The sequence below is a fragment of the Dyella soli genome, assembly GCF_054482295.1.
Map to the genome: position 1 here is coordinate 679392 of NZ_JBTFFU010000002.1, position 24123 is coordinate 703514.

Sequence of the window (24123 nt, forward strand, 5' to 3'; positions counted from 1 at the left end):
CTAGCCTTCCGCGAGCAGTTGCACCAGGGCGTTGCGACGACGGGCATTCAACTTGCGCATGGCGCTGACCACGGCGCGTTCCTGCGCGGTCAGCGTCTTGTAGGCGCCGCCGGGCTCGCGTACCTGCCCGCTGGAAGGCAGCCGTCCCAGCAGCAGCCAGTCCAGGCTGCATTCGAACTCCTCCGCCATCTCCACGAGCCGCGACACCTCGGGAAAGGCCCGCCCGTGCAGCCACTGGCGCACCGCTTCGGTGGATACGGCAAAACGCAGGGCGAGCGCGGCGCTGCGGGCCCGGCCAGCGGGAATGTCAGCGGCATCGCAGGCTGCCTGTAAGCGTTCCGCGAAACCTGCATGGGGATTGGTTGCTTTCTTGGTAGGCAAGTTAAACCTTGCGTTGGCAAGCCTTATTGCCAAGCCATTCTTGTGAGTTCGTACGGCATGAAAAGCAAGTTTGACTTGCAATCCATGTTCTGATTGTTTCTCCCCCGCAGCGCGGAGGGCGCTGCGTTCCAGCGCTGGTCGCCGGTCACTCGCGGCATCGCGGCGAATCGCGCCTGACTTCCACGGGGAGAACACTCGAAATGATTTCGCGCAGCGCATCATCCACGTTAAACCTCCACCGGCTGGTGCTGGGCATCGCCCTTGGCCTCGGCAGCGGCGCCGCACTGGCCCAGAGCACGGCGGGTGACATCGCCGGCACCACCGATCACGCGGCCGGCGACGCGGTGGTCATCCGGAACCTCGACTCGGGTCTGTCGCGCGCGGTCAATCCGGCGGCCGACGGCAAGTTCCGCGTACCCGCGCTGCCCAGTGGCAGGTACGAAGTGAAGCTGGTTCGCAACGGCAAGGCCGTCAGCACCAGTCAGGTCACCGTGCTGGCTGGCCAGACCGCGCAGGTCGACTTCAGCGCCGAAGCAGCACAGGCGACCCGGCTGTCTACCCTGACCGTCACTGCGAATGCCATCCCGACCATCGATGTCAGTTCGGTCGACACCCGTACCACCTTCTCGGCTTCCCGGTTGAACGCGCTGCCGGTACCGCGCGATATCGTCAGCGTGGCAACGCTGGCCCCGGGCGTGGTCAAGGGCAATGGCGTGTTCGGCAACCTGCCGTCGTTCGGCGGCTCGTCGGTCGCCGAGAACAGCTATTACGTCAACGGCTTCAACGTCACCAATCTCTATAACAACCTGTCGTTCGGCCAGGTGCCGTTCCAGGCCATCGACCAGCTCGACGTGCAATCCGGCGGTTACGGTGCGCAATACGGCTTCTCCACCGGTGGCGTGACCTCGGTGAATATCAAGCGCGGCACCAACGAGTGGAAGGGCGGGGTGAGCTGGACGACCGCACCGGCATGGGCACGCGAAACTTCACCCAACGTCAGGCGCGCCAACGGCACCACCTTCCGCGAGTACGACAAGAACAGCAGCGCCAGCAACACCTATGACGCGTGGCTGGGTGGTCCGCTGGTCAAGGACCGGCTGTTCCTGTTTGCACTGGCCGAGTTGACACGTTCGACCGGCACCACCTATGGCGCTTCCTCGACCTCGAGCCTGAGCAATGCCAACTCGACGTCCACCGCCTACGACTTCACTACCCGGAGTCCGTACTGGGTGGTCAAGCTCGACTGGAACATCAACGACGCCAACCATCTCGAATACACGGGCTTCAACAATACCGACAGCAATATCTACAGCTACTACAAGGCCCCCTACGTCGACGGCGTGGCATCCAGGACGGCCTACAAGGGCGACCTGCACAGCAAGCACGGTGGCCTGACCAACATCGTCAAGTACACCGGCTATCTCACCGACGATCTGACCCTGACGGGCCAGTGGGGCGAGATGGACAGCAACAATTCCACTTACACGGTCAGTCCGACCGGCATCGTCACGCGCTACGACGGCAATATCTTCGCGCCGGCTGCCGGCTGCGCCTACACCGCGTACAACGGCACCCCATGGGGTCCGGCCACCTGCGCCATCACCAGCAGCGTCGACGTGTATGGCGGCAAGGACCAGCGCAAGGCGTGGCGCGTGGACCTCGACTGGAAACTTGGCGATCACGACCTGGGCGCGGGCTATGCCGATGAAAGGTGGTCGTCCGACGCGGGTAGCTCCTATTCGGGCGGCGCCTACCATTACTACTATTCCAGGCCCCGGCCGAAGGCGCCGGGTCTGGTGATCACGTATGACTTCCGCACGGGCGGACATATCGAGGTCGGGCAGAAGTCCTGGTACCTGGAAGACCATTGGCAGGCGACCGACAAGTGGTTGCTGTACGGTGGCATTCGCAACGACGGCTTCAACAACCGGAACGGTGCCGGCGAAACCTTCGTCTGGCAGGCCAATATCTGGCAGCCTCGCCTTGGCTTTTCGTGGGATGTGCTCGGCGACGCGTCGTTCAAGGTGGCCGGCAGCGCCGGTCGGTACTCCCTGCCGATCGCGGCCAATGTCGCCTTGCGGGCCGCGACCGCATCGCTCTATACCGAGGACGACAGCCTCTATTCGGGCATCAATCCCGACGGCTCGCCGGTACTGGTAGGCAAGAAAGGCAGTCAGGGGCACTACGTACTCAACGGCGAGAACGGCAGCACGCCCAATCCGCGTGCGGTGGCTTCCCGGGACCTGAAACCGTATGTGCAGGACGAGTACATCCTGGGCTTCCAGAAGAGCCTGCGCAGCAATACCAGCTTTCTCGATCAGTGGACGGTCGGGGTCAAGGCCACTTATCGCAGGTTGCGCACCACCATCGACGATACCTGTGATTCGCGTCCGTTCTATGCGGAGGCGGTGAAACAGGGCGTGGCCGGTGCCTGGGACGATCAGTGGTCGGTACCTGCCGGCATGGGTGGCTGCTGGATATACAACCCCGGCAGCGCGCTGGCGCTTGCCACCACGCTGGATGGCTCGGCGCGCACGTTCAACGTGACCATTCCAGGCGTTGTGCTTGGCCCGCCCGCCAAGCGCTCCTACCAGGGCGTGGTGTTCAGTGCCGAGAAGCAGTCAGACCGGTACTACGTGAACGCGTCCTACACCTGGTCGAAGAGCTATGGCAACACCGAGGGCCTGGTGAAGTCGAGCAATGGCCAGTCCGATACGGGTACCACGGCCGACTTCGACTTCCCCGAGATCATGGTGGGCGCCAACGGCTATCTGCCGAACGATCGTCGTCACAGCATCAAGCTCTACGGTGCCTACAAATTCACGCCCGAATGGTCGGCGGGTCTCAACCTGCTCGCCCAATCGGGTGCGCCGATCAGCTGTTACGGCGGTGGCGGCGGAACGCTCGGTACCCACTTCGGCTACGGCGCGCAGTTCCACGTCTGCAACGGCGAGGTCAGCCCGGAAGGCACGGCCGGACGCACGCCGTGGCTGTGGACGGTCAGCCCGAACCTGATGTACCAGCCGTCGTGGGCCAAGGGCCTGGGCGTGCAACTCTCGGTGATCAACCTGTTCAACAACGATGCGCCGACCTTCGTCTACGAACAGTCGGAAACCATTTCGAATGGGGGTCGCAAGACCGCGTACACCAACTACAAGCTGCCCAAGTACTACAACGCGCCCCGGTATGCGCGTCTGCAGGTCCAGTATGACTTTTCGCTGTAGGTCCCCGGGGCGCGGGCATGGGCGAGGAGAGTGGCTCCCGGGCCCTTCGGGGGCACACCTTGATGGCGCGGCCACCCCGAAGCCGTTTCATTGAGGAAGCAAGCCGGATCCGCATGGGCGGTGCGCGCCAGGAACATCTGGCGCGCATCCGGTGGCGGTCCGGTCGCAAGGCTTCGCGCGGGGGCCGCCGCCGTGCGGGCCTGTGCCTGCCTTCCTCGATCGCGGGAGGGAGGCGTCAGCGCCGCCGCTCTTCCATCAGGCCGACCAGATTGCCGTCCGGATCGCGCAGGAACGCCAGCCACAGCGTGTGGTCGGACAGCTCGGCAGTGGAGTGCGGTTCGCGTTCGCCGACCGCGCCGCGATTGAGCATGGCGTGGAAGGCCGTGGTGATATCGCCCACCTTGAAGTAGAGAATGGAGTTGGCGCCGACCGCACCGGCGCCCTGCGGCGTCGACAGCATCAGCCGCACGCCGCCACAGTCGAGGAAGGCAAGATTGGGCGCGGGCCGGAACAGAGAGGCCAGGCCAAGAATGTCGCGATAGAACGCCAGCGCCTTGTCGACATCGCTCACGGTGACGGCAATCTGGCCGATGCAGCTGATGGGCGTGGACATAGGGTGGACTCCGCATGCCAGGGCAGGGGAAGTCTAAGGCATTCGCGGGCGCGGCCCAGGTCGGCGATACTGGCGCGATGATCGAACACGAGGATGTCGCCGCGTTGCTGGGCACGGATGGCCCGTTCGCCCGCGAGCTGCCGAATTTCGCCCCGCGCGCCGCCCAACAGGCGATGGCGCGCGCGGTGCAGCATGCCATCGCCGAGCGCGAAACGCTGATCGCGGAAGCCGGTACCGGCACCGGCAAGACCTTTGCCTATCTTGTCCCGGCGCTGCTGTCCGGCCAGCGCGTGATCATTTCCACCGGCACGAAGGCGCTGCAGGACCAGTTGTACTTCCGCGATTTGCCGCGCGTGCGCTCGGTGCTCGCTGCGCACGTGAAGACGGCGCTGCTGAAGGGACGCGCCAACTACCTGTGCCTGTACCGGCTCGACCAGACCGTGCGCGAGGGCGCCAGCTTCGACCGGACACAGGCGGCGCAACTGGCGGCCGTTCGCGCGTGGTCGGCGCGCACCCGACGCGGCGATCGCATGGAGCTGGCCGAGGTACCGGAGGAATCGCCGCTATGGCCGCGTGTCACTTCCACGCCTGAAAACTGCCTGGGCGTGGAGTGTCCGTTCTACGACGACTGCCATGTCGTGAAGGCGCGCCGCGAGGCGCAGGAAGCCGACCTGGTGGTGGTCAACCATCACCTGCTGTTTGCCGATCTCGCGCTCAAGCAGGAGGGCTTCGGTGAGATTCTGCCCGGCGCGCATGCCTTCATTCTCGACGAGGCGCACCAGATACCGGAGCTGGCGGGCCAGTTCTTCTCGCAGAGCATCAGCGCACGACAGCTCACCGAGCTGGCCCAGGACAGCCTCGGCGAATGCAACGGCGTCACCGGTGCGATCGGCCTTTTGCTGGAACCCGTGGAGGCCTTGCAGGACGCTGTCCGCCGCTTGCGCCTGGCCATGGACGCGCTGCCCGAGCGCGGGCCGTTCCATCTGCTCGAAGCCAGCGGCGCCAGCGCCGGATCGTTGCACGAACTGCGCGAGGTGCTGGCCGGGCTCACCGACGTGCTGGTGTCGCAGGCCGAGCGTTCGCGTGGCTTCGCCAACGTGCATGAGCGCGCTGCGCATCTCAGCGAGCGTCTCGATCGCATCGCCGAGCGCGACAGCGAGCGGGATGTACGCTGGTACGAGCTGTATCCGCGCGGATTTGCCCTGCATGCCACGCCACTCGATCTTGCGGCGCCGTTGCGCGCGATGCGCGAGCAGGCCCAGGCGGCGTGGATCCACACCTCGGCCACGCTGTCGGTGGCGGGCAGCTTCGATCACTTCGCGCGCCAGCTGGGGCTCGATGATCCGCAGACGCTGCAGGTGGAAAGTCCCTTCGACTACGCGACGCAGGCGCTGTGTTACTTGCCGGCGGCGTTGCCCGACCCTTCCACGCGCGATTACACCGATCGGGTGCTGGATGCGGTCTTGCCCGTGCTGCATGCCTCGCATGGGCGCGCGTTCCTGTTGTTCACTTCGCACCGCGCCCTGCGCCGCGCCGCGGAATTGCTGCAGGAACGCGTGCCGTGGCCGCTGTTCGTGCAGGGCAGGGCGCCGCGCCATCGCCTGCTGGAGGAATTCCGCGCCAGTGGCCACGGCGTGTTGCTGGGTGCCGCCAGTTTCTGGGAAGGCGTGGACGTGGCGGGCGAGGCGCTGAGCGTGGTGGTCATCGACAAGCTGCCGTTTGCCGCGCCGGACGACCCCGTGCTGCAGGCCCGGCTCGAGGCGCTGGAGCAGGCGGGCATCAATCCGTTCATGGGCTGGCAGGTGCCCAGCGCGGTCATCGCGCTCAAGCAGGGCGCCGGGCGGCTGATCCGCGACGTGCGCGACCGCGGCGTGCTGGTATTGTGCGATCCACGCCTGACCAGCAAGGGATATGGACGGCTGTTCCTTGCCAGTCTTCCGCTGATGCCGCGCACGCGCGAACTGGCGGATGTGCAGGCGTTCTTCGACGATGAAGTGTCTTCGCCCGCCTAGCGGGCAGCTACCGGGAGGCAGGGTCATGGCCAAGGTCATCGGACTGGGCGGGTTCTTCTTCAAGGCGCGCGATCCCAAGGCGCTGGGCGAATGGTATGAGCGACACCTCGGCTTGCCGGTCGAGGAGTGGGGCGGCGCCAGGTTTGGCGAGGACCCGTCGCGTGCCGGTTACACGCTGTGGTCGCCCTTTGCGGCGGACACCACGTATTTCGCGCCGAGCACGCAGCCGTACATGGTCAATTTCCGCGTGGACGACCTTGACGCCCTGCTCGCGCAGCTGCGCGCCGCTGGCGTGACGGTGGACGATCGCGTCGACGAAAGCGAGTACGGGCGCTTCGGCTGGATCATGGATCCGGAAGGCACGCGCATCGAACTGTGGCAGCCACCGGCCGCCTGATCGCCGTTTCGTCATGATCCCGCCGGCAATTGCCCGGCGGGCGCCCCGGCCGTGGCCGCGCCGGCTGCTTTCCTGCTGACTCCGCCTTCAGGAGTGCATGTCATGGGAAGCTGGATGGGAAGCTGGACCGCGAGGGTGCTGGGTATCGGCCTGCTCGCGCTGTTGATGTTGCTGCCGTTGCTGAAGGTGCAGTCGCTGGTGGAAGAGCGGCAAGGCATGCGCCAGTCGGCCGTCGACCAGATCGCGCAGGGCTGGGGCGGCGAGCAGGTGCTCGGCGGCCTGGTGCTCGCCGTGCCGACGCGGCAGCGCGTAAGCACCGGACCGAACGAGGTCCGGGAGCAGCAGGACACGGCGCTGATCCTGCCCGACACAGCCACCATGGACGTCGCCATGACGGTCGACAAGCGCCGTTACGGCATCTACGAGGCGCCGGTGTTTGCTTCCACGGTGCAATTGCGTGGCCGCTTTCGCGCCGCGGACCTGCAGCAGTATCCGCGCATGGACGAAGCCACCTGGCAGGGCGACAAGGCCGAGCTTCGGCTCGTCGTCGGCGATCTGCGGGGGTTGCAGGAGGTGACCGAACTGCTGGTCAACGGCAAGCCGCAGCAGTTCTCCTCCTCGGCCGCCACCTTCGGTGGCCAGTGGTCGACGGTGACGGTACCGCTGGACCTCGATGCATTGAACGGCCAGGCGATCGACTTCGTGCTGAGCTTCCGCCTCGCGGGGACGCAGTCGCTGAAGCTGTTGCCGCTGGCACGCACGATGGACGTGAAGATGCGCGCGCCATGGCCCGATCCGAGCTTTGTCGGCGCGGCGCTGCCGGTGGAGCGGCAGGTGGATGCGCATGGCTTCAGTGCGCGCTGGCACATGCTTGACCTCAACCGCAGTTACGGCCAGTCCTGGCGCGCGAGCGACGTGCGCGTGGACGGCTCCGTGAAGGATTCCGCGTTTGGCGTGGCGCTGTTCCAGCCGGTGGATGTCTACCAGCGCAATGTGCGCGCGGGCAAATACGGCCTGCTGTTCATCACCATGACCTTCGTGGCGTTCTTCCTGTTCGAAGTGCTCAAGCGCCTGCGCGTCCACCCCGTGCAGTACCTGCTGGTGGGTGCGGCCCTGACGACCTTCTACGTGCTGCTGCTGGCCTTGTCCGAACAGATCGGATTCGCTTGCGCCTATGCGCTGGCCGCGGCCTCGGTGGTGCTGATCGTGGGCGGCTATGCGATGGCGGTGCTGCGGGCCAGGCGCGCGGGCCAGCTGCTGGGCGGTACGCTGGCCCTGGTCTACGCCATGCTCTACATCGTGCTGGCCGCCGAGGAGTATGCGCTGCTGATCGGCGCCGTCGTGCTCACCGTCACCATCGCCCTGCTGATGTATCTCACGCGGCGCTTCGACTGGTACGCCGGCGTTCCCGGCGCGGGCAGCCCGGCACCGGCTATCATGGAGCAGCCATGAACCTGCTAGCCCTCGAAACCGCCACCGAAGCCTGTTCCGTTGCCCTGATCCACGGCGACGAAGTGATCGCGCGCAGCGAAATCGCGCCACGGCGCCATGCCGAGCTGGTGCTGCCGATGGCGGACGCGCTGCTCGCCGAAGCCGGCCTGGGCCGCCATGCCTTGCATGCGATCGGCGTGGGGCGTGGTCCCGGCGCGTTCACCGGCGTGCGTCTGGGCATCTCGCTGGCCCAGGGTATGGCGCTCGCGCTGGATGTGCCGGTGATCACGGTGTCATCGCTGGCGGCGCTGGCGCTGGAGGCGCCGGAAGACGATGCCTGCATCCTCGCCGTCATCGATGCGCGCATGGGTGAAATCTATGCGGCGAGCTATCGCCGCGACGACAACGGCGGACTGGTCGCGCTCGACGAGGAGCGGGTATGCACGGCCGAGGCGCTGCTGCTGCCAGCGGCGGCCGCCTGGCATGTAGTCGGTACCGGCTGGGCCACCTACGCCGACGTGCTGCGCGGGCGACTCAGCGGTGAATTGCGCAGCGCGAATGGCGCCTGCTATCCGCAGGCACGCCACGTGGCCGAACTGGCCGCCCGCGAATTTGCCGCCGGGCGCGTCTGCGCTCCCGAACAGGCCCTGCCGGTGTACCTGCGCGACAAGGTGGCACTCACCCTGGTGGAGCAGGGCAAGGCCTGAGGCCATGCATGCCGGTGACGGCATCCGCCCTGGATCCAGGGCGGATATTGCCGGCGGCGCGGGCCGCCTCGTGCGGCCTCACACTTCCAGCCGGTCTTCCGGTCGCGCCACCAGGGCATAGAGCGCAGGCATCAGGAATACGCTGATCAGCAGCCGGGTAAACAGGCCGCTGACGATGACCAGTGCAAACGGCCGCTGCGTATCCGTGCCCACGCCGGTGGCGAGTGCCGCTGGCAGCAGGCCCAGCGCCGCAACCAGCGCCGTCATCATGATCGGGCGCAGTCGCAGGATGGCGCCTTCGCGAATCGCCTCGGCAAGCTGGGTGCCGCCGCGCCGCAATTCGTTGACGTAGGAGATGTAGACCACCGCCGTCTGCACGGAGACGCCGAACAGCGCCAGGAAGCCCACGCCGGAAGACACCGAGAACGGCGTGCCGGTGATCCACAGGGCGACGATGCCGCCCACCGGTGCCGACAGCAGCACGCCGAGCACGGTGATGAAGGGGAACTTGAGGTTGCTGTAAAGCGTGAACAGCAGCAGGAAGATCAGCGCCAGCGTCAGCGGCAGGATCACGTTGAGCTGCGCCCGCGACGCGGTGTACTCGGTGTACTCGCCGCCCCAGTCAAGCCGGTAGCCCTGCGGCAGTTTCACCTTGCCGTTGACCTGCGCAATCGCCTCTTCCACCGCCCCGGCGAGGTCGCGCCCGGCCACCGAGAACTGCACGCCGATGTAGCGCGAGTTGTTCTCCCGGTAGATGAAGGAGGCGCCGTTGGTGACCCGGATATCCGCCAGTTCCTTGAGCGGAATCTGCTGTCCCGCGGGCGTCGTCACCAGGATGTTGCGAATTTCCTCGGGGTTGTCGCGGTATGGCTGTTCGAGGCGCACGACCAGGTCGAACTGCTTCTCGCCCTGCATCACCTGCGTGGCCACGTCGCCGCCGATGGCCGTCTGGATCAGGCCGTTGATGTCGGCGACATTCAGTCCGTAGCGCGCGATCTGCGCCCGGTTGATCTTGATGGTGAGGCTCGGCTGGCCAAGCTCCTGCACCAGGGTGACGTCGCGAATGCCGCGCACGCGTTCCAGGATCTGCTTGATGGCTTTGCCTTTCTGCTCGAGCGTGTTGAGGTCGGCTCCGAAGACCTTGACCGCCAGCGCGCTCTTGAGCCCTGTTTCCGCCTCGTCCACCGCATCCTCTGCCGGTTGCGTGTAGTTGAAGATGATGCCGGGGAAGGCCTGCAGCTTCTGGTTGATCGCCTCGATCAGGGCAGCCTTGTTCCGATAGCTGCCGGTCCACTGCGAATAAGGCTTCAGGCCCACGTAGAACTCGGCATTGAAGAAGCCGGTCGCATCGGTGCCGTCGTCGGGGCGACCCAGTTCGGAGGCCACCGTGGTGACCTCGGGGAAGGAGCGCAAGACGTCGCGCACGCGCGGCGTCACCTTCGACGCTTCTTCGAACGAGATCGTGTACGGCATCGTGGCGCGCACCCATAGCGCGCCTTCGTCCAGTTGCGGCATGAACTCCGCCCCGATGCGCGGGATCAGCAGCAGGGACACGGCCAGCACGATAGCGGAGGCGATGGTGATGCCCCACGGCCGTGCGAGCGAAAAGTCGAGGCCCTTGATGTAGACCGACTTGATCGCCTCGAACACGCCATTGCGCCGTTCGCGCACTCCCTTGCGCATGAACACGGCGCACAGCACCGGCAGCAGAGTGAGGGTGACCACCAGCGAGCCGACCAGCGCGAAGATCATGGTGTCGGCCATCGGCTTGAACAGCGTGCCGGAAGGCCCCGACAGCACGTAGATCGGCAGGAAGCTGACCACGATCACGGCCACCGCGTAGAACAGCGGGCGATCCACTTCGGCCGCCGCGTCGCGGATGATTTCCTTCACGTTGAGCGGCGTGCCCTGGCGCCCGGCGATCTGCCGGTAGATGTTCTCCACCATGACCACGGCGGCATCCACCAGGATGCCGAAGTCCACCGCGCCAATCGACAGCAGGTTCGCCGAGGCCCCCTGCAGGTCCAGGCAGATGAAGGCGAACAGCAAGGCCAGTGGAATGGTGGTGGCGACGATCAGGCCAGCGCGGAAGTCGTAGAGGAAGAAGATCAGGATCACCACCACCAGCAGCATGCCGCGCAGCAGGTTGTCCTCGACGATGCGGGTGGTCAGCGCGATCAGGTCGGTGCGGTCGTAGAACGGCACGACCTTGACGTCGCGGGGCAGGATCCGCTCGTTGAGTTCCCGGGTCTTTACCTCGACCCGTTTGAGCACGTCCTGGGTCTTCTCGCCGGTACGCAGCAGGATCACGCCTTCCACTGCGTCGTCCTGCTTTTCGTAGCCGAATTCGCCCAGGCGCGGGGCGATGCCGATCACCACGCGGCCCACGTCCTTCACCAGCACCGGCACGCCATCGTGCACGGCGAGCACCACGTTGGAGATGTCTTCCAGGGTCTCCAGCCGGCCCGCGCCACGCACGTAGTAGAACTGTCCGCCCTGCGAATAGAAGCCACCGCCGGCATCGGCATTGTTGGCCGTCAGCGCCGCCTCGACCTGGGTCGCGGAGAGGCCGACCGCGGCGATCCTGGTCTGGTCCAGCAACACCTGGTATTGCATGGTGCCGCCGCCGAAGCCGGAATCGTCCGCGACGCCCGGCACCGACCGGTATTGCGGCTCGACGGTCCAGTCCTCGATGGTCTTGAGTTCCATTGGCGAGCGGTCGGAGCTTTGCAGCACGTAGCGGTAGATCAGGCCCGACGGCGCGGACAACGGCGACACCGACGGCGTCACGCCAGGCGGCAGGCTCAGGTCGCCCAGCCGGTTGAACACTTCCTGGCGCGCGAAGTTGTTGTCGGTGCCGGTCTGGAAGGTGAGGATGACCTTGGACAAGCCGTAGAGCGAAATGGAACGCGCCGTGGTGGTCTTGGGCACGCCGTTCATGCCCAGCTCGACGGGCACGGTGATCAGTCGCTCCACTTCCTCGGCGGCATGTCCTGGCCACTGCGTGATGATTTCCACGATGGGCGGCGAGAGATCGGGATAGGCATCCACCGGCAGGCGCTGCAGCGAGCGCACGCCGGCGCCGGTCAGCAGCAGCGTCATGAGGATGACCAGGAATCGCTGGGCCAGCGACGCGGCCACGATCCGGTTCATGATCGACGCCGTGCGCGACGGCGAGACGGAAGGCAGTGGGTCGCTCATTGGTTCTGCATGAACTGGACGAAGATGCCGCCATCCACCACCACCTGTTCGCCAGGCTGGAGGCCGGAGGGGATATCCACCTGGTCGCCGGTGCGGTAGCCCATGGTCACCGGGCGTCGCGCAAAACTGCCGTCGTGCTGCACGACATAGACGAAGGGCAGGTTCTCGTCATTGCGCAGGATGGCCGAGATCGGCACCAGCAACCCGTTGGCTTCCGCGTGCGAGTGGATCCGCACGTTGACGTACATCTGCTTCTTCAGCAGGCCTTGCGGATTGTCCACCGCGACGCGTGCGGGGACGAGGCGCGTGTCGGGGTTCACCAGGGCCGAGATATTGGTCACCGTGCCCGCGATGCGCCGGGCGTCCATGCCTGGCGCCACGTCCGCGGCATCGCCGAGGCTGATGGCGGCAAGATCACTCTCCGGAACCTGCGCCATCACCCACACGCGCGAAAGGTCGGCCACGGTAAAGCAGGGTGTGGTGCCCGCCTGCAGCAACTGGCCCGGGGTAATCTGCTTGTCGACGACCGTGCCGCTGATCGGCGAGCGGATGACGCCGTCGACATGCGCCACCGGGCGACCCTGCTCGATGGCCTTGATGGTCTGCGCATCGACGTTGAGCCCGATCAGTGCCTGCCGCGCCGCATCGCGATCGGCCTCGGCATTGGCGGCGTCGGTTTCCGCCTGGTCTTCTTCGCGCTGGGCGACGCCCTGGTGCTGCACCAGGTCCTTCTCCAGTTCGGCGAGCCGGCGCGCGGTGTGCGCGGTGGTGATGGCCTTGCGATAGGCACTGATGGCCGCGGCGAAATCCGGCGAGTCGACGACCGCCAGGGCGTCGCCCTTTTTGACGCGGTCGCCGATGCCGACCAGCAGCTTCGCCACCGGGCCGGAAATCGGCGCCAGCACGGCCGTCGCCTGGTCGTTGTCGAAGTCCACCACGCCGGTGACTTCCAGCGTCTTGTGGAAGCTCGAACGCGTCATCGTATGCAGCTGGACATGCTGGTGCTGGGCCGCCGTCAACGTCACATTGGTCGGTGTGACGGACCCCTCCGGCGCGCCGCCTTCGGTCTGGCTGGAGCAACCCGCCAGCAGGGTCGCGGCCGTGGCCAGCAGCAGCGCTGCCACAGGTGCGCGAGGCAAGCCGCGCCGGTGCCTGGTCATCGATGCAGCATCCAACAGGTCATTTTTCATTTTTATCCTGGACGAGTTCCGCGCGGTTCCACCATCCGCCGCCGAGCGCCTGGAACAGCGCCGCCGTGTCGGCGTAGCGACTGGCCTGGGCTTGCACCAGGTTGATCCGCGCCTGCTGATAGGACTGCTCCGCGTTCAACAAGGCGAGATAGTTGGCGTAGCCCGCCGTCACCTGCCGTTGCGACAGGTCCAGCGTGCGCCGGGCGGCCTCGGTGGCGGCAGCGGCTGCCTTGAGGCCCGCGGCATCCTGCTCGAGCGCGGCGAGCGTGTCGGCGACGTTCTGGAAGGCGGTCAGGACCGTGCTGCGATATTGCTCGGCCGCCTGCACGTAGGCGGCCTTCGCCGCGCGTTCCTGGTGCAGCAGCGTGCCGCCCTGGAAGATCGGTGCGGTGATGTCGGCGCCGATGGCCCAGAACTCGGTCCCTGACTTGAACAGCTGGCCCATCGACAGCGCCGTGCTGCCCACGTTGCCGCTGAGCACGATATTGGGCAGGCGGTTGGCAATGGCGACGCCGACCTGCGCACTGGCGGCATGGAGGTTGGCCTCGGCCTGGAGCACGTCCGGCCGTTGCGCCACCAGCGCCGACGGCAGGCTCAGCGGAAGCTCCTCGGGCAACTGCAGGCTGTCGAGGTCGAAATGCGCGATCGATGCCTGGTCCGGAAACCGTCCCACCAGCACGGCCAGCAGGTCGCGCTGCTGCGCCAGTTGCTTGATGAGCGGCGGCAGCGTGGCGTTGACCTGCTCCAGCTGAGATTCCTGCGCTGCCAGGTCCAGCCCGCTGGCGTAACCCTTGGCAAGCTGTTCGCGCAGGATCTTCACCATGCGCGTATTGATGTCGACGAGTTCGCGTGTGGCATCGACCTGGGTCTGCAGTGCCGCCAACTGCACGACCGCGGCCACGACGTTGGTGCTCAGGGTGATCTGGGTGGCAATGGTCTGGAAGCGGACCGACTGTTCCTGTGCCTGCACCGACTCCACCGTGCGGCGGTTGAGGCCGAAAATGTCCGGCACGTACGACACGCTCACCTGCGGCGTGAACAGGTTGTACTGGAACGCGTTCGAACTGGGCGTCGGCGCAATGGTGCCCGCCTGCCGCTGGCGGCTGGCCGAGAAGCTGGCCGCCACGCTCGGGTAGTAGGTACCCCGCTGCGCGAGCGCGTTTTCCCTGGCCACGGCCAGCGCTGCCTGCGCCGCCTTGAGGTCGGCATTGTTGGCCAGCGACTGTTCGATCAGGTCATTGAGAGGTCGGGAGTGGAACAGGGTCCACCAGTCGCCGCTGACATCGCTGCCCTGCGCAAAATGCTGTGCTGCGCCACCGGTCACGCCTGCCGTGGCTGCGGTAGTGGTGACGGGTTGCTCGGTGTAGCCACTGACGGCCGGTACCGCGGGCCGCTTGAAGTCGGGCCCCACGGCACATCCGGCGACCAGTGCAGAGGCCAGGGCCGCCGCCACACAGAGACGGCATGACGACGGCAGCTGGGCGAACCGCAAAACAGTCATGGCTAGGCTCAATGTTCTTCTTGTCCGGTCCTGGCCCACGAATCGGCCCACGTGAATCTGGCGAGGGGCTCCCCGACGGCACCCGCGACCGCCCCAGCCAGCCGCTGTTCCCGACATCCCCTGCGCCGGGTGGCGGCGGAGATATAACACAGGGCCCGACCGTGATCGCGCTGGCCGGCGGCGAAAGTTTTCACGCCGGGCACCGCCGCACCGCCGCATGGCGCCTGCGGACGACCGGGCTAGGCGTTGCGCCCGGCGCAATCGACGTCAGCGATCCAGTGGCGCTTGCGCCGCGCCAGCCGTGCCTCGGCGTCCTCGCCCTCGAAACTCGCCGGGCCACGGCGAAACAGCGACGGGTCCACGTTCTGGAACGTGTTGATGTTGACCACGGCATACAGCCTGTCGTCGATCATGCTGGTGACGACAGGCACCACGCCGCATCGCGCGCAGACGAGAAACTCGGCCGTTGCAGTCGCGAACGCGTAGCGGGACACCAGCGCTTCGTCGTCGATGGTGATGGCCAGGCGGCCATCGGGATTGGACGTCCAGACGGCGCCGTGTCGCGTGCAGAACGAACAGCCGCAGGCACGGGCCGGGATCTCGCCGGGATCCGGCTCCCAGCTGAGCGAGAAGGCAATGTTCCCGCAATGGCATGAGCCGTGGATGAGCATGTCCTTCCGGGATCCCGCAGCGGCGTTGCCGTGAAGGGTAATGCGTTTCGCGCCCTCAGAGCTGCCCGATCGCCAACTGCACCAGCAGGCTGCTCACCGACACGGCCGCCCAGACACCCAGGCCGAGCAGGATCGGCTGCGCACCGGTCGAGGCCATCTTGCGCAGGTTGGCGGAGAGGCCGATCGCCGTCAGCGCCACGATGATCAGGAACTCCGCGGCCATGTGCAGCACGGGTTGCAGCGCCACCGGCACCAGGCCCGCCGTGCGCACTGCCGAGGCCACCAGGAACCACAGGATGAACCAGGGGAAGATGCGGCGCAGGCTGAAATCGCTGGCACCTTGCTTCTTCTGCTTCCACGCCACCGCAAACGCCAGCACAAGGCAGATCGGAATGATCAGCGTGGCACGCGTCAGCTTGACGATGGTGGCGTAGTCACCCGCCTGCTTGCTGAAGCTGTAGCCCGCGGCCACCACCGACGAGGTGTCGTTGATCGCGGTACCGGCCCACAGCCCGAAGCCAAGGTCGGACAGATGCAGCATGTGGCCGAGCAGCGGGAACAGCAGCACCGCCACCAGGTTGAACAGGAAGATGGTGGAGATCGCAAACGCCGTGTCGTGGTCGTCCGGCTTGATGATCGGCGTGACCGCGGCAATGGCCGAGCCACCGCAGATGGCGGTGCCCACGCCGATGAGGATCTGGAGCTTGTCATGCACCTTCAGTGCGCGGCCGAGCAGCCACGCCGACAGGAAGGCGACGGTCATGGTCACCAGGGTCACCGACAGCGATTCCAGGCCCGTCCTGGCGACCTGGCCGAGACTCAGGCCGAAGCCCAGCGCGATGATCGACCACTGCAGGACCTGCTTGCCGGCAAACTGGATGCCGGGGGTATAGCTGCCGCCGGGGGCCATGAGGTTGCGCACCATGATGCCCAGCACGATGCCGAACACCGGTCCGCCGATCAGCGGCAGGACCCGCCCGAGCCCCCAGGCGAGCAGGGCGATGACGACCGCCAGCAGCAACCCGGGAAGGCGCTGGCCGAAGCTTGGCTGGGCGGTGGTGACGGCGGTGGCGTTCATGGCGTTCTCCGGTGACGGCGTCATTGTCCGCCGGCCATTCCATAAAGAAAATTTTGAAATATTGATTCGTGTAATAAGATTGGCTGATGCTGAACATCAGCCCGCGCCAGCTCGAGGTCTTCGTGCAGATCGCACGGCTGGGCAGCGTGCGCGCCGCCGCCGAACAGCTGCATCTCACCCAGCCCGCGGCCAGCATGGCGCTGGCGGAAATGGAACGGCAGCTGGACTCACCGGTCTTTGCACGCGAGCGGGGTCGCCTGCGGCTCAACACCCGCGGCCGCGAACTGCTGCCGCTGGCGCAGGAACTGCTGGAGCGCTACGCCGAGTTCGGACGGGTGCGCGCCGGTAGTGACCAGGCGCTGGGCGGCGAGCTGCGGGTCGGCGCGAGCAATACCGTGGGCAACTATCGCGTGGGCGAACTGCTGGGCGAATTCGTCCGCGCGCACCCGCATGTCTCGGTTCGCCTGCGCGTGTCCAATACGGCGGAAATCGTCGCGGCCATGCTCGATCACGCGCTGGAACTCGGCTGCGTGGAGGGGCCGGTGGCGCATGCGTCGCTGGAAGTGCGCCCCTGGCGCGACGACGCCCTGGTAGTCTGCGCGCCCCCCGATCATCCCCTCGCGCGCAAGCGCCGGCTGTCACCTGCCGACTTCGCCGGCGCGCGCTGGGTGCTGCGCGAACCGGGATCGGCGACGCGTAGCCTGAGCGAACGCGCCCTGCTGAACCTGCCGCCGGGCGAAACCGTGCTGGAACTGGACCAGGCCGAGGCCATCAAGCAGGCGGTGATCGCCGGGCTCGGCATTGCCTGCCTGCCGGCCGTGGCGGTGACGCATGCGGTTGCGGCGGGGCGCTTGCACGTGCTGAAGACGCCGTTCCTGGACCTGCAGCGCAAGCTCTCGCTGGTGCTGCACCGGCAACGCTATCGCGGTGCGCTGATCGAGGCGTTCCTGGCCACGGCCGGCCGGCAGTGAGCTTGCAGTGGCGGTGGTGCAGCCCGCGCGACCGCCCGTGGTTCAGTCACAGAAGCTGGCGAGCAGCGCCTCGGCTTCTTCATGCGTACGCGCACGCAGGATGCGCGGCGCGTGCGCGCGCAACGAGGCGTGGTCGAGCGTGGCGAGGCGATCGCGCACATGCAGCAGCTGGCTGGGATGCATGCTGAACTCGCACAGGCCCAGCGCCAGCAGCAGCGCCGTGAAGCTGGTATCGCCGCCGATCTCGCCGCACAGGCTCACCGGCTTCTTGGCGCGGCGGCCTTCGGCGATCACATACGACAGCAGTCGCAGCATGGCCGGTTGCAACGGGTTGTAGATGTTGTCGAGCGCATCGTTGCCACGGTCCGCAGCCAGCACGTACTGGGCAAGATCGTTGGTGCCGATGGCGAGGAAGTCCGCGTGGTCCAGCAAGGCGCGCACATTGATGGCCGCGGCCGGCACTTCGACCATCGCACCCAGCGAAAGCTTCTCGGGCAGGTCGACGTTTTCGCGCTTGAGTTCCTGGCGCGCCAGCTTGAACAGCGTGCGCACCGCGATCAGTTCGTCCGGCTGGGTCACCATCGGTACCAGCACGCGCACCGGTCCGTAGCAGGCCGCGCGCAGGATCGCGCGGATCTGGGTCGAGAACACGGCCGGGTAGCGCAGCGACAGGCGCACGCCACGCACGCCCAGTGCAGGGTTGTCCTCGCCGCGCACCACCAGGCCGGCCGCGTCGGCCTTGTCGGCGCCAAGATCCAGCGTACGAATGGTGACCGGCAGGCCGCCCATGCCCAGCACCAGGTCGCGGTAGGCGATGAACTGCTCGTCCTCGGTGGGCAGGCCCTTCTGGCGCAGGAACAGGAATTCGGTGCGATACAGGCCGACGCCGTCGGCGCCGCGTGCGCGTGCCATGGCGATGTCGGCCGGCATCTCGGCATTGGCGAACAGGCGGATGTCGACGCCGTCGCGCGTGCGGGTAGGAGCATTGGCCAGCGTGGCCAGTCGCCGGCCTTCCTGCGCCGCCTCGCGCTGCCAGGCGCGGTAGCGGGCGAGATCCTGCGCGGTGGGGTGGACCACGGCTTCGCCGCGTTCGGCGTCGAGCAGGATCAGGTCGTCGTCATGGATGCTCGACAGCGCATCGCGCGCGCCGACCAGCATGGGCAGGTCGAGGCTGCGTGCGAGGATGGCGCTGTGCGAATAGGCGCTGCCGGAGCTGGCGACCACGCCGAGCAGGCCGCTGCCGGCCAGATGGGCCATGTCCGCCGGCGCGATGGTGTCGGCAATCAGGATCTCGCCCACGCGCGCGGCCAGCTTGCGCTCCTCGCGGCTGGTCTGGCGTTGCAGGGCCGAGATGACGCGGCCAATGACCTGGTCGACGTCCTCCTTGCGCGAGCGCAGGTAGGGGTCGTCCATGGCTTCGAACACCGCGGCGAGGCGGTCGCGCTGCTTCTTGAGCGCGGCGCCGGGGCGGTAGTGGCCGATGCGGACCAGGTCGTCGAGGCCGCGCAGCAGCTCCGGGTCGTCCAGCAGCAGGCTGTGCGCGTCGATGAACTCGTTGACCTCGCGCGCCAGCGCGCCGTGCAGCTTGCCGCGCAATTCGCGCAGCTCCTGCCGGGCCGTTTCCAGCGCACGGTGCAGGCGCGCCAGCTCGACGTCGACCTCGTCCTCGTTGAGCGGGCGGGTGTCGACCAGATAGCGACTGGGCTGGACCAGCCGGGCACGTCCGAGCGCCATGCCCCTGGCCGCGGTGGTGCCATTAAGTACCTGTCTCATGCCTGCCCTCCATGGCCGGCGGGCCGGTCAGGCCAGCCCTGGCGACGGCATCCGGCCGCCGCGGTCATGTCCCGTGATCCGGAAAGCCGGCACGGCAAGGGCCGTGGGACCGTCGAGGCGGCCCCGGGGCACGTTGCTCGGGCAATGACTTTCCCCACTCAGGCTCCTTCGTCGAATTTACGGTCGAACAGGGCGACCACGGCGTTGATGGCCGACTCCTCGTCGGGCCCATCGGCCCGGACGATCAGCGGTGTGCCGATGCCTGCAGCCAGCATCATGACGCCCATGATGCTTTGCGCGTTGACTTCGCGGCCCTTGCTGATCAGCCAGACGGTGGATTTGAAGCCCTGCACCAGTTGCACCAGCTTGGCCGACGCGCGAGCGTGCAGGCCGAGCTTGTTCGAAACGACTATCTCTTTCTCAAGCATGGTCGATGAAGATTCCCCCGCGTCCACCGCTGGCGGCGATCTCCGCCAGCTCGTCCAATGGTTTTTCCGCATAGTTGAGCACACGCAGCAGCATCGGGAGGTTGAGCCCCGACACACAGCGCAAACGCACGCCCAGTGCGCTGAGCGACAAGCCGATGTTGCAGGGCGTGGCGCCGTACAGGTCCGCCAGCACCAGCACGCCGTCACCCTCGTCGAGTTCGCGGGCATGCCTGGCCGTGAGCGTTCGCATCACGTCCGGATCGGCCTGGGCCGGCACCTCCACCGCCTCCACGCGCAAGGGCAGCCTGGGCAGCACGTGGTGGGCGGCCGAGACCAGCGCCTTGCCGACCGCTTCGTGCGTCATCAACAGCACGCCGACGCTCATGACGGCGTGCCAGTCCGGATCAGCGGGATGGACAGCATGGCAATCACTCGAGTTCGCGATGGAAGGTGAGCACGCCGTCACGCAGCGCGCGGTAGTGGGCCGCCAGCTTTTCCACCAGGTAGACCGAGCGGTGGCGACCGCCGGTGCAGCCGATCGAAATGGTCACATAGCTGCGGTCGTCGGCCTCGAAGCGCGGCAGCCACGCATCCAGCCAGCGCGCCGTGTCGGCGAAGTATTCGGCCACCAGCGGCTGGGCATCCAGGTAATCGCGCACCGGCGCGTCCTTGCCGGACAGCGGGCGCAGGGTGGGATCCCAGTGCGGGTTCGGCAGGCAGCGCGCGTCGAACACGAAATCCGCATCCAGCGGCAGGCCGCGGCGAAAGGCGAATGACTGGAACATCAGCGTCAGTCCCTCGGTGGCCTCGGCGTAACCCGTGGCGATCAGCCGGCGCAACTGGTGCACGTTCATGTCGCTGGAATCGATGACCTTGTCGGCGATCGCGGCAATCGAGCGCAGCACCCGGCGCTCCTCGACAATGGCGTCTGCGAGGGAAAGCCCGCGTGACGACAGCGGGTGGCGGCGGCGCGTTTCCGAATAGCGCTTGAGCAGCACATCGTCGCGGCAGTCGAGGAAGATCAGGTGCGCGTGCACGCCGGCGGCGGCCAGTTCCGACAGGATGGCCGGCATGCGCTGCAGGTCTTCCTCCGGATTGCGCACATCCACGCCGACGGCCACGTTGCGCCGCTTGCCGTGCATGCCGCGGCTCGCGGCGGCCACCAGCTGGGGCAGCAGGGCCGTGGGCAGGTTATCGACGCAGTAGAACTCCAGGTCTTCCAGTGCCCGCAGGGCCACCGTCTTGCCGCCACCGGACATGCCGGTAAGCACGACCAGGTGGATCGCGTCGGGCTGGTGGATGGTCTGGCCGAGGATCTGTTCGCTCATGGTTCACCACGGAGGCAGCCGGCGCATCTGGTGCGCCTGGCGGTCGATGAAGGTCTGGGCCGGGTCGATGCCCTTGCTCTTGAGCACATGATTGCGCACCGCAGCCTCGACCAGCACGGCAAGGTTGCGGCCCGGCGCCACGGGAATGGTGATCATCGGCACCTGCACCTCGAAGATCTCCCGGCGGCCGATGTCGCCGGTGAGGCGGGTGAGTCCGTCCGTGTCCTCGCCCTCGCGCAGCGGCTTGAGGTGCACGACCAGGCGGAGGTACTTGGACGGCTTGACCGCCGTGTGGCCGAACATCTCGCGCACGTTGAGCACGCCCAGGCCGCGCACTTCCAGCAGGTCCTGCAACAGTTCGGGGCAGGTGCCGTCGATGACGTCCGGCGCGATCAGGGTGAATTCGGTGGCGTCATCGGCCACCAGCCGGTGACCGCGGCTGATCAGTTCCAGCGCCAGCTCGCTCTTGCCCGAGCCGGACTCGCCGGTGATCAGCACGCCGATCGAGAACACTTCCAGGAACACGCCATGCAGGGTGATCTTGGGCGCCAGCATGCGCGCCAGGTAGTACTGCATCCAGGTCAGCAGCTCGTGGCCGCGCTTGGAGCTGATCCACAATGGCGTATTGGTTTCCTCGGCCACCTCGCGCAGGTCGGCGGGAATGGCCTGGTCCTTGGTCACGATGATGGCCACCGGCTGGTAGGCCGCGATCTTGTTGATCGCCTCCCAGCGCTGGCGCGAGTCCAGGCCATCGAGGAAGTTCAGCTCCTCGGTGCCGATGATCTGGATCTTGTTCGGATAGATGACGTTGAGATAGCCGATCAGCGACGGGCGCCGCGTGGTGGTGGCCGCCTGTTCGAGCACCCGCGATTCGCCGCGCATGCCGGAGACCCAGCGCAGCGCCATGCGCTCGTGGACGCCATCGTAGAGTTGTCGGGCGGTAAGCCGATCCAAGCCTGGTCCTTTGCACCGCGTGGTTGGACCCGGCGGGGCCAGTGCGGCTACGCGGGCATTGTGCCAGTTCACACTGGCGGCTGCCTTGGACGTGGCGGGGAACGGCAGGGAAGTGGCCCGCCCGGGGGCAGGGCGGGCCGGGAGGGATCAGCCGTAGAGGCGCTCTTCACGAGCGGCGCGCTGATGCTTGTCGCAGATTTTCTCGCGGTGTTTGCGCAGCTGGGTGACCAGCTTGTCGAACAGGACGTCAATGGAAACGTACATGTCCGCCTCCAGGGCTTCGGCGTGCAGCGCGGCACCCGAAACGGCAAGCGTGCCTTCGGCGCGCTGCTGCAGCTTGTTGACGGAAAGCACGATGCTCAGGCTGAGGATTTTGTCGTCGAGGCGGGTGAGGCGGTCGAGCCGGCTATTCACATGATCACGAAGAGCCTGGGTAACTTCGATCTGCTGACCGCTGAGCTGAACTTGCATGTTGCGCCTCCTCTGGTGCTTGCCGCTGGCGCGGCTGGGGTCGATGTGCAGGTCACGGGACTGCGGCCGGCACACCTTTGATGTCCAGGGTTTTTCGATGATGGTTCCGGTCTCCTCGCCCAAGGCTGGAAGGCAACTATGCACTTCCGGGTAATCGGCCGCGTTAGATGAGTCTTCACGCGGAGCGCACGACAGGTTTCCTTCAAGGAATCTCCCTGCCTGTATGGGGACGCCTTTTTTGCCGTCAAGTTCCCCGGGCCGATGGTCGCAGGCGCATGTCACCCGGCGCGCTGGCGCTCGCTGGAGCTCGGAATGCGCATGGCTTCGCGGTATTTGGCGACGGTGCGGCGGGCAACCTGAATGCCCTTGCGGTGCAGTTCCTCCGCGATGGCCTGGTCGGAAAGCGGCTTGCGTGCATCTTCGGCGTCGACCAGCTTGCGCAGCATGGCCTGGATGGCCGTGGCCGACGCGCTGCCGCCATCTTCGGTGGAGACGCCGCTGGAGAAGAAATGCTTCAGTTCGAAGGTACCGCGCGGCGTATGGATGTACTTGCGCGTGGTGACGCGGGAGATGGTCGATTCGTGCATGCCCACTTCCTCGGCCACTTCGCGCAGCACCAGCGGGTGCATGGCCTCGGGACCGTAGTCGAGGAAGGCGCTCTGCCGGCGCACGATCGCTTCGGCCACCTTGAGCAGGGTCTCCGCGCGCGATTCGAGGCTCTTGATCAGCCAGCGCGCCTCCTGCAACTGGCCGCGCATCCAGCTGGCGTCGGTGCCGCGGGCCTGGGCGATCAGCCCGCAATAATGCTGGTTGAGCCCCAGTCGCGGCTGGCAGTCCGGATTCAGGCTGACGCGCCAGCGCCCGCCGTCCTTGCGCGCGTAGACGTCAGGCGCCACGTATTCCACCGGCGTGACGTCGAGCGCGGCGCCGGGGCGCGGGTCGAGGCTGCGGATCAGCACGGCGGCGGCGGCGGTGTCGTCCTCGCTCGCGCGCAGCTTGCGGGCCAGGCGGGCGATGTCGTTGCGCGCCAGCAGTTCCAGCTCGCTGTCGACGATACGCATGGCCAGGTCGCGCTGCGGCAGCTCGGGATCGAATTGTTCCAGCTGGACGTGCAGGCAGTCGCGCAGGTCCAGGCTCGCCACGCCCGTGGGGTCGAAGCGCTGCAGCATGCGGCGCACCTGTTCCACCTCGGCGTCGCTGGCCGCCAGGTCCGCGGGCAGGGCGCCAATCAGCGAGTCCATGCTTTCGGTGAGATAGCCGTCGGGATTCAGCGCATCGATCAGCACGGAGGCGATGGTGCGTTCGCGCGTGCTCAGGTGCGTGAGGTTGAGCTGCCACAGCAGGTGTTCCTGCAGGGTTTCCGGCGCGGCGCTCTGGGGCTCGAAGCCATCCTCGTCGACATTGCTGCCATTGCGCGACGAGATGCCGCTGCCGGAGAAATCGATGGGATCCTCGCCCGCGCCGTCACCGTCGCTCCATTCGGGCGCATCGGCATCATCGACGGTGTCGCTGGCACTCGAGCTCGCGCTGTTGCCGGGAGGCAGCCCGTCGACCATGGAATCGACCGTCTCGCGGTCGTCGCCATCGACGTCGTCCGGGTTGTCATCGGAGAACTCGAGCAGCGGATTGCTTTCGGCGATCTGCCGCAGCTCAGCCTCAAGCTCCAGCTGGGACAGCTGCAGGAGGCGAATGGCCTGCTGCAGCTGAGGAGTCAGCGTAAGCTGTTGATTGAGTCGAAACTGCAGTCCGGGTTTCATGCCAGCCGGTTCGGATGTGCTCGAGGGTCATCGTA

Annotated in this window: 20 protein-coding genes; 6 read left to right on the top strand and 14 right to left on the bottom strand. The window is 66.7% G+C overall.

What is annotated here, in order from left to right:
- A complete protein-coding gene (locus ACXU4B_RS13405; protein ID WP_131411717.1) occupies positions 1–603 on the bottom strand; it encodes a helix-turn-helix domain-containing protein in 603 nt (200 codons plus the stop codon).
- Between ACXU4B_RS13405 and ACXU4B_RS13410 the strand changes: the two genes are divergently transcribed.
- The gene (locus ACXU4B_RS13410) at positions 582–3605 is read left to right on the top strand and encodes a TonB-dependent receptor (RefSeq protein WP_131411716.1); all 3024 of its coding nucleotides are present in this window, start codon (positions 582–584) and stop codon (positions 3603–3605) included. The genes ACXU4B_RS13405 and ACXU4B_RS13410 overlap by 22 nt on opposite strands.
- A 235-nt stretch (positions 3606–3840) precedes the next feature.
- Here ACXU4B_RS13410 and ACXU4B_RS13415 read toward each other — a convergent pair whose 3' ends face one another.
- Positions 3841–4218, bottom strand: coding sequence for a VOC family protein (locus ACXU4B_RS13415; RefSeq protein ID WP_131411715.1), 378 nt, complete (start codon positions 4216–4218; stop codon positions 3841–3843).
- A 77-nt stretch (positions 4219–4295) separates the two neighbouring features.
- On the opposite strand from ACXU4B_RS13415, the gene ACXU4B_RS13420 reads away from it, so the two are divergent.
- From ACXU4B_RS13420 to tsaB, 4 genes are all read left to right on the top strand, one after another.
- Complete coding sequence (locus ACXU4B_RS13420) at positions 4296–6230, top strand: ATP-dependent DNA helicase (RefSeq protein ID WP_131411714.1); 1935 nt, start codon at positions 4296–4298, stop codon at positions 6228–6230.
- 25 nt (positions 6231–6255) lie between these two features.
- Positions 6256–6627, top strand: a complete 372-nt coding sequence (locus tag ACXU4B_RS13425; protein ID WP_131411713.1) for a VOC family protein — start codon at positions 6256–6258, stop codon at positions 6625–6627.
- A gap of 102 nt (positions 6628–6729) precedes the next feature.
- Complete coding sequence (creD, locus tag ACXU4B_RS13430; RefSeq protein WP_131411712.1) at positions 6730–8079, top strand: cell envelope integrity protein CreD; 1350 nt, start codon at positions 6730–6732, stop codon at positions 8077–8079.
- A complete protein-coding gene (tsaB, locus tag ACXU4B_RS13435) occupies positions 8076–8765 on the top strand; it encodes a tRNA (adenosine(37)-N6)-threonylcarbamoyltransferase complex dimerization subunit type 1 TsaB (RefSeq protein WP_131411711.1) in 690 nt (229 codons plus the stop codon). Before creD ends, tsaB begins: the two co-directional genes overlap by 4 nt.
- Before the next feature lie 78 nt (positions 8766–8843).
- On the opposite strand, the gene ACXU4B_RS13440 is transcribed toward tsaB, so the two are convergent.
- The 5 genes from ACXU4B_RS13440 to ACXU4B_RS13460 all read right to left on the bottom strand — a co-directional run bounded on the left by ACXU4B_RS13440 (position 8844) and on the right by ACXU4B_RS13460 (position 16406).
- On the bottom strand, positions 8844–11966 hold the full coding sequence (locus ACXU4B_RS13440; protein ID WP_240734139.1) for an efflux RND transporter permease subunit: 3123 nt from the start codon (positions 11964–11966) through the stop codon (positions 8844–8846).
- Entirely contained in the window at positions 11963–13105 is a 1143-nt protein-coding gene (locus tag ACXU4B_RS13445) for an efflux RND transporter periplasmic adaptor subunit (protein WP_458910887.1), read from the bottom strand. Before ACXU4B_RS13445 ends, ACXU4B_RS13440 begins: the two co-directional genes overlap by 4 nt.
- Before the next feature lie 40 nt (positions 13106–13145).
- Positions 13146–14657, bottom strand: a complete 1512-nt coding sequence (locus ACXU4B_RS13450) for an efflux transporter outer membrane subunit (protein WP_131411709.1) — start codon at positions 14655–14657, stop codon at positions 13146–13148.
- Between the two features lie 239 nt (positions 14658–14896).
- Positions 14897–15328 (bottom strand): GFA family protein, encoded by a 432-nt coding sequence (locus ACXU4B_RS13455; RefSeq protein ID WP_131411707.1) that lies wholly within the window; start codon positions 15326–15328, stop codon positions 14897–14899.
- Positions 15329–15383: 55 nt separating this feature from the next.
- Entirely contained in the window at positions 15384–16406 is a 1023-nt protein-coding gene (locus ACXU4B_RS13460; RefSeq protein WP_131411705.1) for a YeiH family protein, read from the bottom strand.
- Between the two features lie 86 nt (positions 16407–16492).
- Here ACXU4B_RS13460 and ACXU4B_RS13465 point away from each other — a divergent pair, with 86 nt between their 5' ends.
- Positions 16493–17377, top strand: a complete 885-nt coding sequence (locus ACXU4B_RS13465; RefSeq protein WP_131411703.1) for a LysR family transcriptional regulator — start codon at positions 16493–16495, stop codon at positions 17375–17377.
- A gap of 42 nt (positions 17378–17419) precedes the next feature.
- Here ACXU4B_RS13465 and ptsP read toward each other — a convergent pair whose 3' ends face one another.
- The 7 genes from ptsP to ACXU4B_RS13500 form a co-directional block, all read right to left on the bottom strand.
- Entirely contained in the window at positions 17420–19150 is a 1731-nt protein-coding gene (gene ptsP, locus ACXU4B_RS13470) for a phosphoenolpyruvate--protein phosphotransferase (RefSeq protein WP_131411701.1), read from the bottom strand.
- A gap of 158 nt (positions 19151–19308) precedes the next feature.
- Positions 19309–19578 (bottom strand): HPr family phosphocarrier protein, encoded by a 270-nt coding sequence (locus tag ACXU4B_RS13475; protein WP_131411699.1) that lies wholly within the window; start codon positions 19576–19578, stop codon positions 19309–19311.
- A complete protein-coding gene (locus ACXU4B_RS13480) occupies positions 19571–19963 on the bottom strand; it encodes a PTS sugar transporter subunit IIA (protein ID WP_131411697.1) in 393 nt (130 codons plus the stop codon). Before ACXU4B_RS13480 ends, ACXU4B_RS13475 begins: the two co-directional genes overlap by 8 nt.
- A gap of 43 nt (positions 19964–20006) precedes the next feature.
- On the bottom strand, positions 20007–20906 hold the full coding sequence (rapZ, locus tag ACXU4B_RS13485) for an RNase adapter RapZ (RefSeq protein ID WP_131411695.1): 900 nt from the start codon (positions 20904–20906) through the stop codon (positions 20007–20009).
- Between the two features lie 3 nt (positions 20907–20909).
- Positions 20910–21860, bottom strand: a complete 951-nt coding sequence (gene hprK / locus ACXU4B_RS13490) for an HPr(Ser) kinase/phosphatase (protein ID WP_131411693.1) — start codon at positions 21858–21860, stop codon at positions 20910–20912.
- Positions 21861–22007: 147 nt separating this feature from the next.
- Positions 22008–22331, bottom strand: a complete 324-nt coding sequence (gene hpf, locus ACXU4B_RS13495; RefSeq protein ID WP_131412828.1) for a ribosome hibernation-promoting factor, HPF/YfiA family — start codon at positions 22329–22331, stop codon at positions 22008–22010.
- A 278-nt stretch (positions 22332–22609) separates the two neighbouring features.
- Complete coding sequence (locus ACXU4B_RS13500) at positions 22610–24088, bottom strand: RNA polymerase factor sigma-54 (RefSeq protein ID WP_131411691.1); 1479 nt, start codon at positions 24086–24088, stop codon at positions 22610–22612.
- Positions 24089–24123 lie beyond the last annotated feature (35 nt).

What these genes read in the sequence shown, in the direction of transcription:
- ACXU4B_RS13450 (WP_131411709.1), bottom strand. Translation starts at nt 14,657, where the DNA reads ATGACTGTTTTGCGGTTCGCCCAGCTGCCGTCGTCATGCCGTCTCTGT.
- ACXU4B_RS13480 (WP_131411697.1), bottom strand. Translation starts at nt 19,963, where the DNA reads ATGAGCGTCGGCGTGCTGTTGATGACGCACGAAGCGGTCGGCAAGGCG.
- creD (WP_131411712.1), top strand. Translation starts at nt 6,730, where the DNA reads ATGGGAAGCTGGATGGGAAGCTGGACCGCGAGGGTGCTGGGTATCGGC.
- ACXU4B_RS13405 (WP_131411717.1), bottom strand. Translation starts at nt 603, where the DNA reads ATGATGCGCTGCGCGAAATCATTTCGAGTGTTCTCCCCGTGGAAGTCA.
- ACXU4B_RS13455 (WP_131411707.1), bottom strand. Translation starts at nt 15,328, where the DNA reads ATGCTCATCCACGGCTCATGCCATTGCGGGAACATTGCCTTCTCGCTC.
- ACXU4B_RS13420 (WP_131411714.1), top strand. Translation starts at nt 4,296, where the DNA reads ATGATCGAACACGAGGATGTCGCCGCGTTGCTGGGCACGGATGGCCCG.
- ACXU4B_RS13415 (WP_131411715.1), bottom strand. Translation starts at nt 4,218, where the DNA reads ATGTCCACGCCCATCAGCTGCATCGGCCAGATTGCCGTCACCGTGAGC.
- ACXU4B_RS13465 (WP_131411703.1), top strand. Translation starts at nt 16,493, where the DNA reads ATGCTGAACATCAGCCCGCGCCAGCTCGAGGTCTTCGTGCAGATCGCA.
- hpf (WP_131412828.1), bottom strand. Translation starts at nt 22,331, where the DNA reads ATGCAAGTTCAGCTCAGCGGTCAGCAGATCGAAGTTACCCAGGCTCTT.
- ACXU4B_RS13425 (WP_131411713.1), top strand. Translation starts at nt 6,256, where the DNA reads ATGGCCAAGGTCATCGGACTGGGCGGGTTCTTCTTCAAGGCGCGCGAT.
- ACXU4B_RS13475 (WP_131411699.1), bottom strand. Translation starts at nt 19,578, where the DNA reads ATGCTTGAGAAAGAGATAGTCGTTTCGAACAAGCTCGGCCTGCACGCT.
- tsaB (WP_131411711.1), top strand. Translation starts at nt 8,076, where the DNA reads ATGAACCTGCTAGCCCTCGAAACCGCCACCGAAGCCTGTTCCGTTGCC.
- ACXU4B_RS13410 (WP_131411716.1), top strand. Translation starts at nt 582, where the DNA reads ATGATTTCGCGCAGCGCATCATCCACGTTAAACCTCCACCGGCTGGTG.
- ACXU4B_RS13460 (WP_131411705.1), bottom strand. Translation starts at nt 16,406, where the DNA reads ATGAACGCCACCGCCGTCACCACCGCCCAGCCAAGCTTCGGCCAGCGC.
- ptsP (WP_131411701.1), bottom strand. Translation starts at nt 19,150, where the DNA reads ATGAGACAGGTACTTAATGGCACCACCGCGGCCAGGGGCATGGCGCTC.
- rapZ (WP_131411695.1), bottom strand. Translation starts at nt 20,906, where the DNA reads ATGAGCGAACAGATCCTCGGCCAGACCATCCACCAGCCCGACGCGATC.
- ACXU4B_RS13440 (WP_240734139.1), bottom strand. Translation starts at nt 11,966, where the DNA reads ATGAGCGACCCACTGCCTTCCGTCTCGCCGTCGCGCACGGCGTCGATC.
- ACXU4B_RS13500 (WP_131411691.1), bottom strand. Translation starts at nt 24,088, where the DNA reads ATGAAACCCGGACTGCAGTTTCGACTCAATCAACAGCTTACGCTGACT.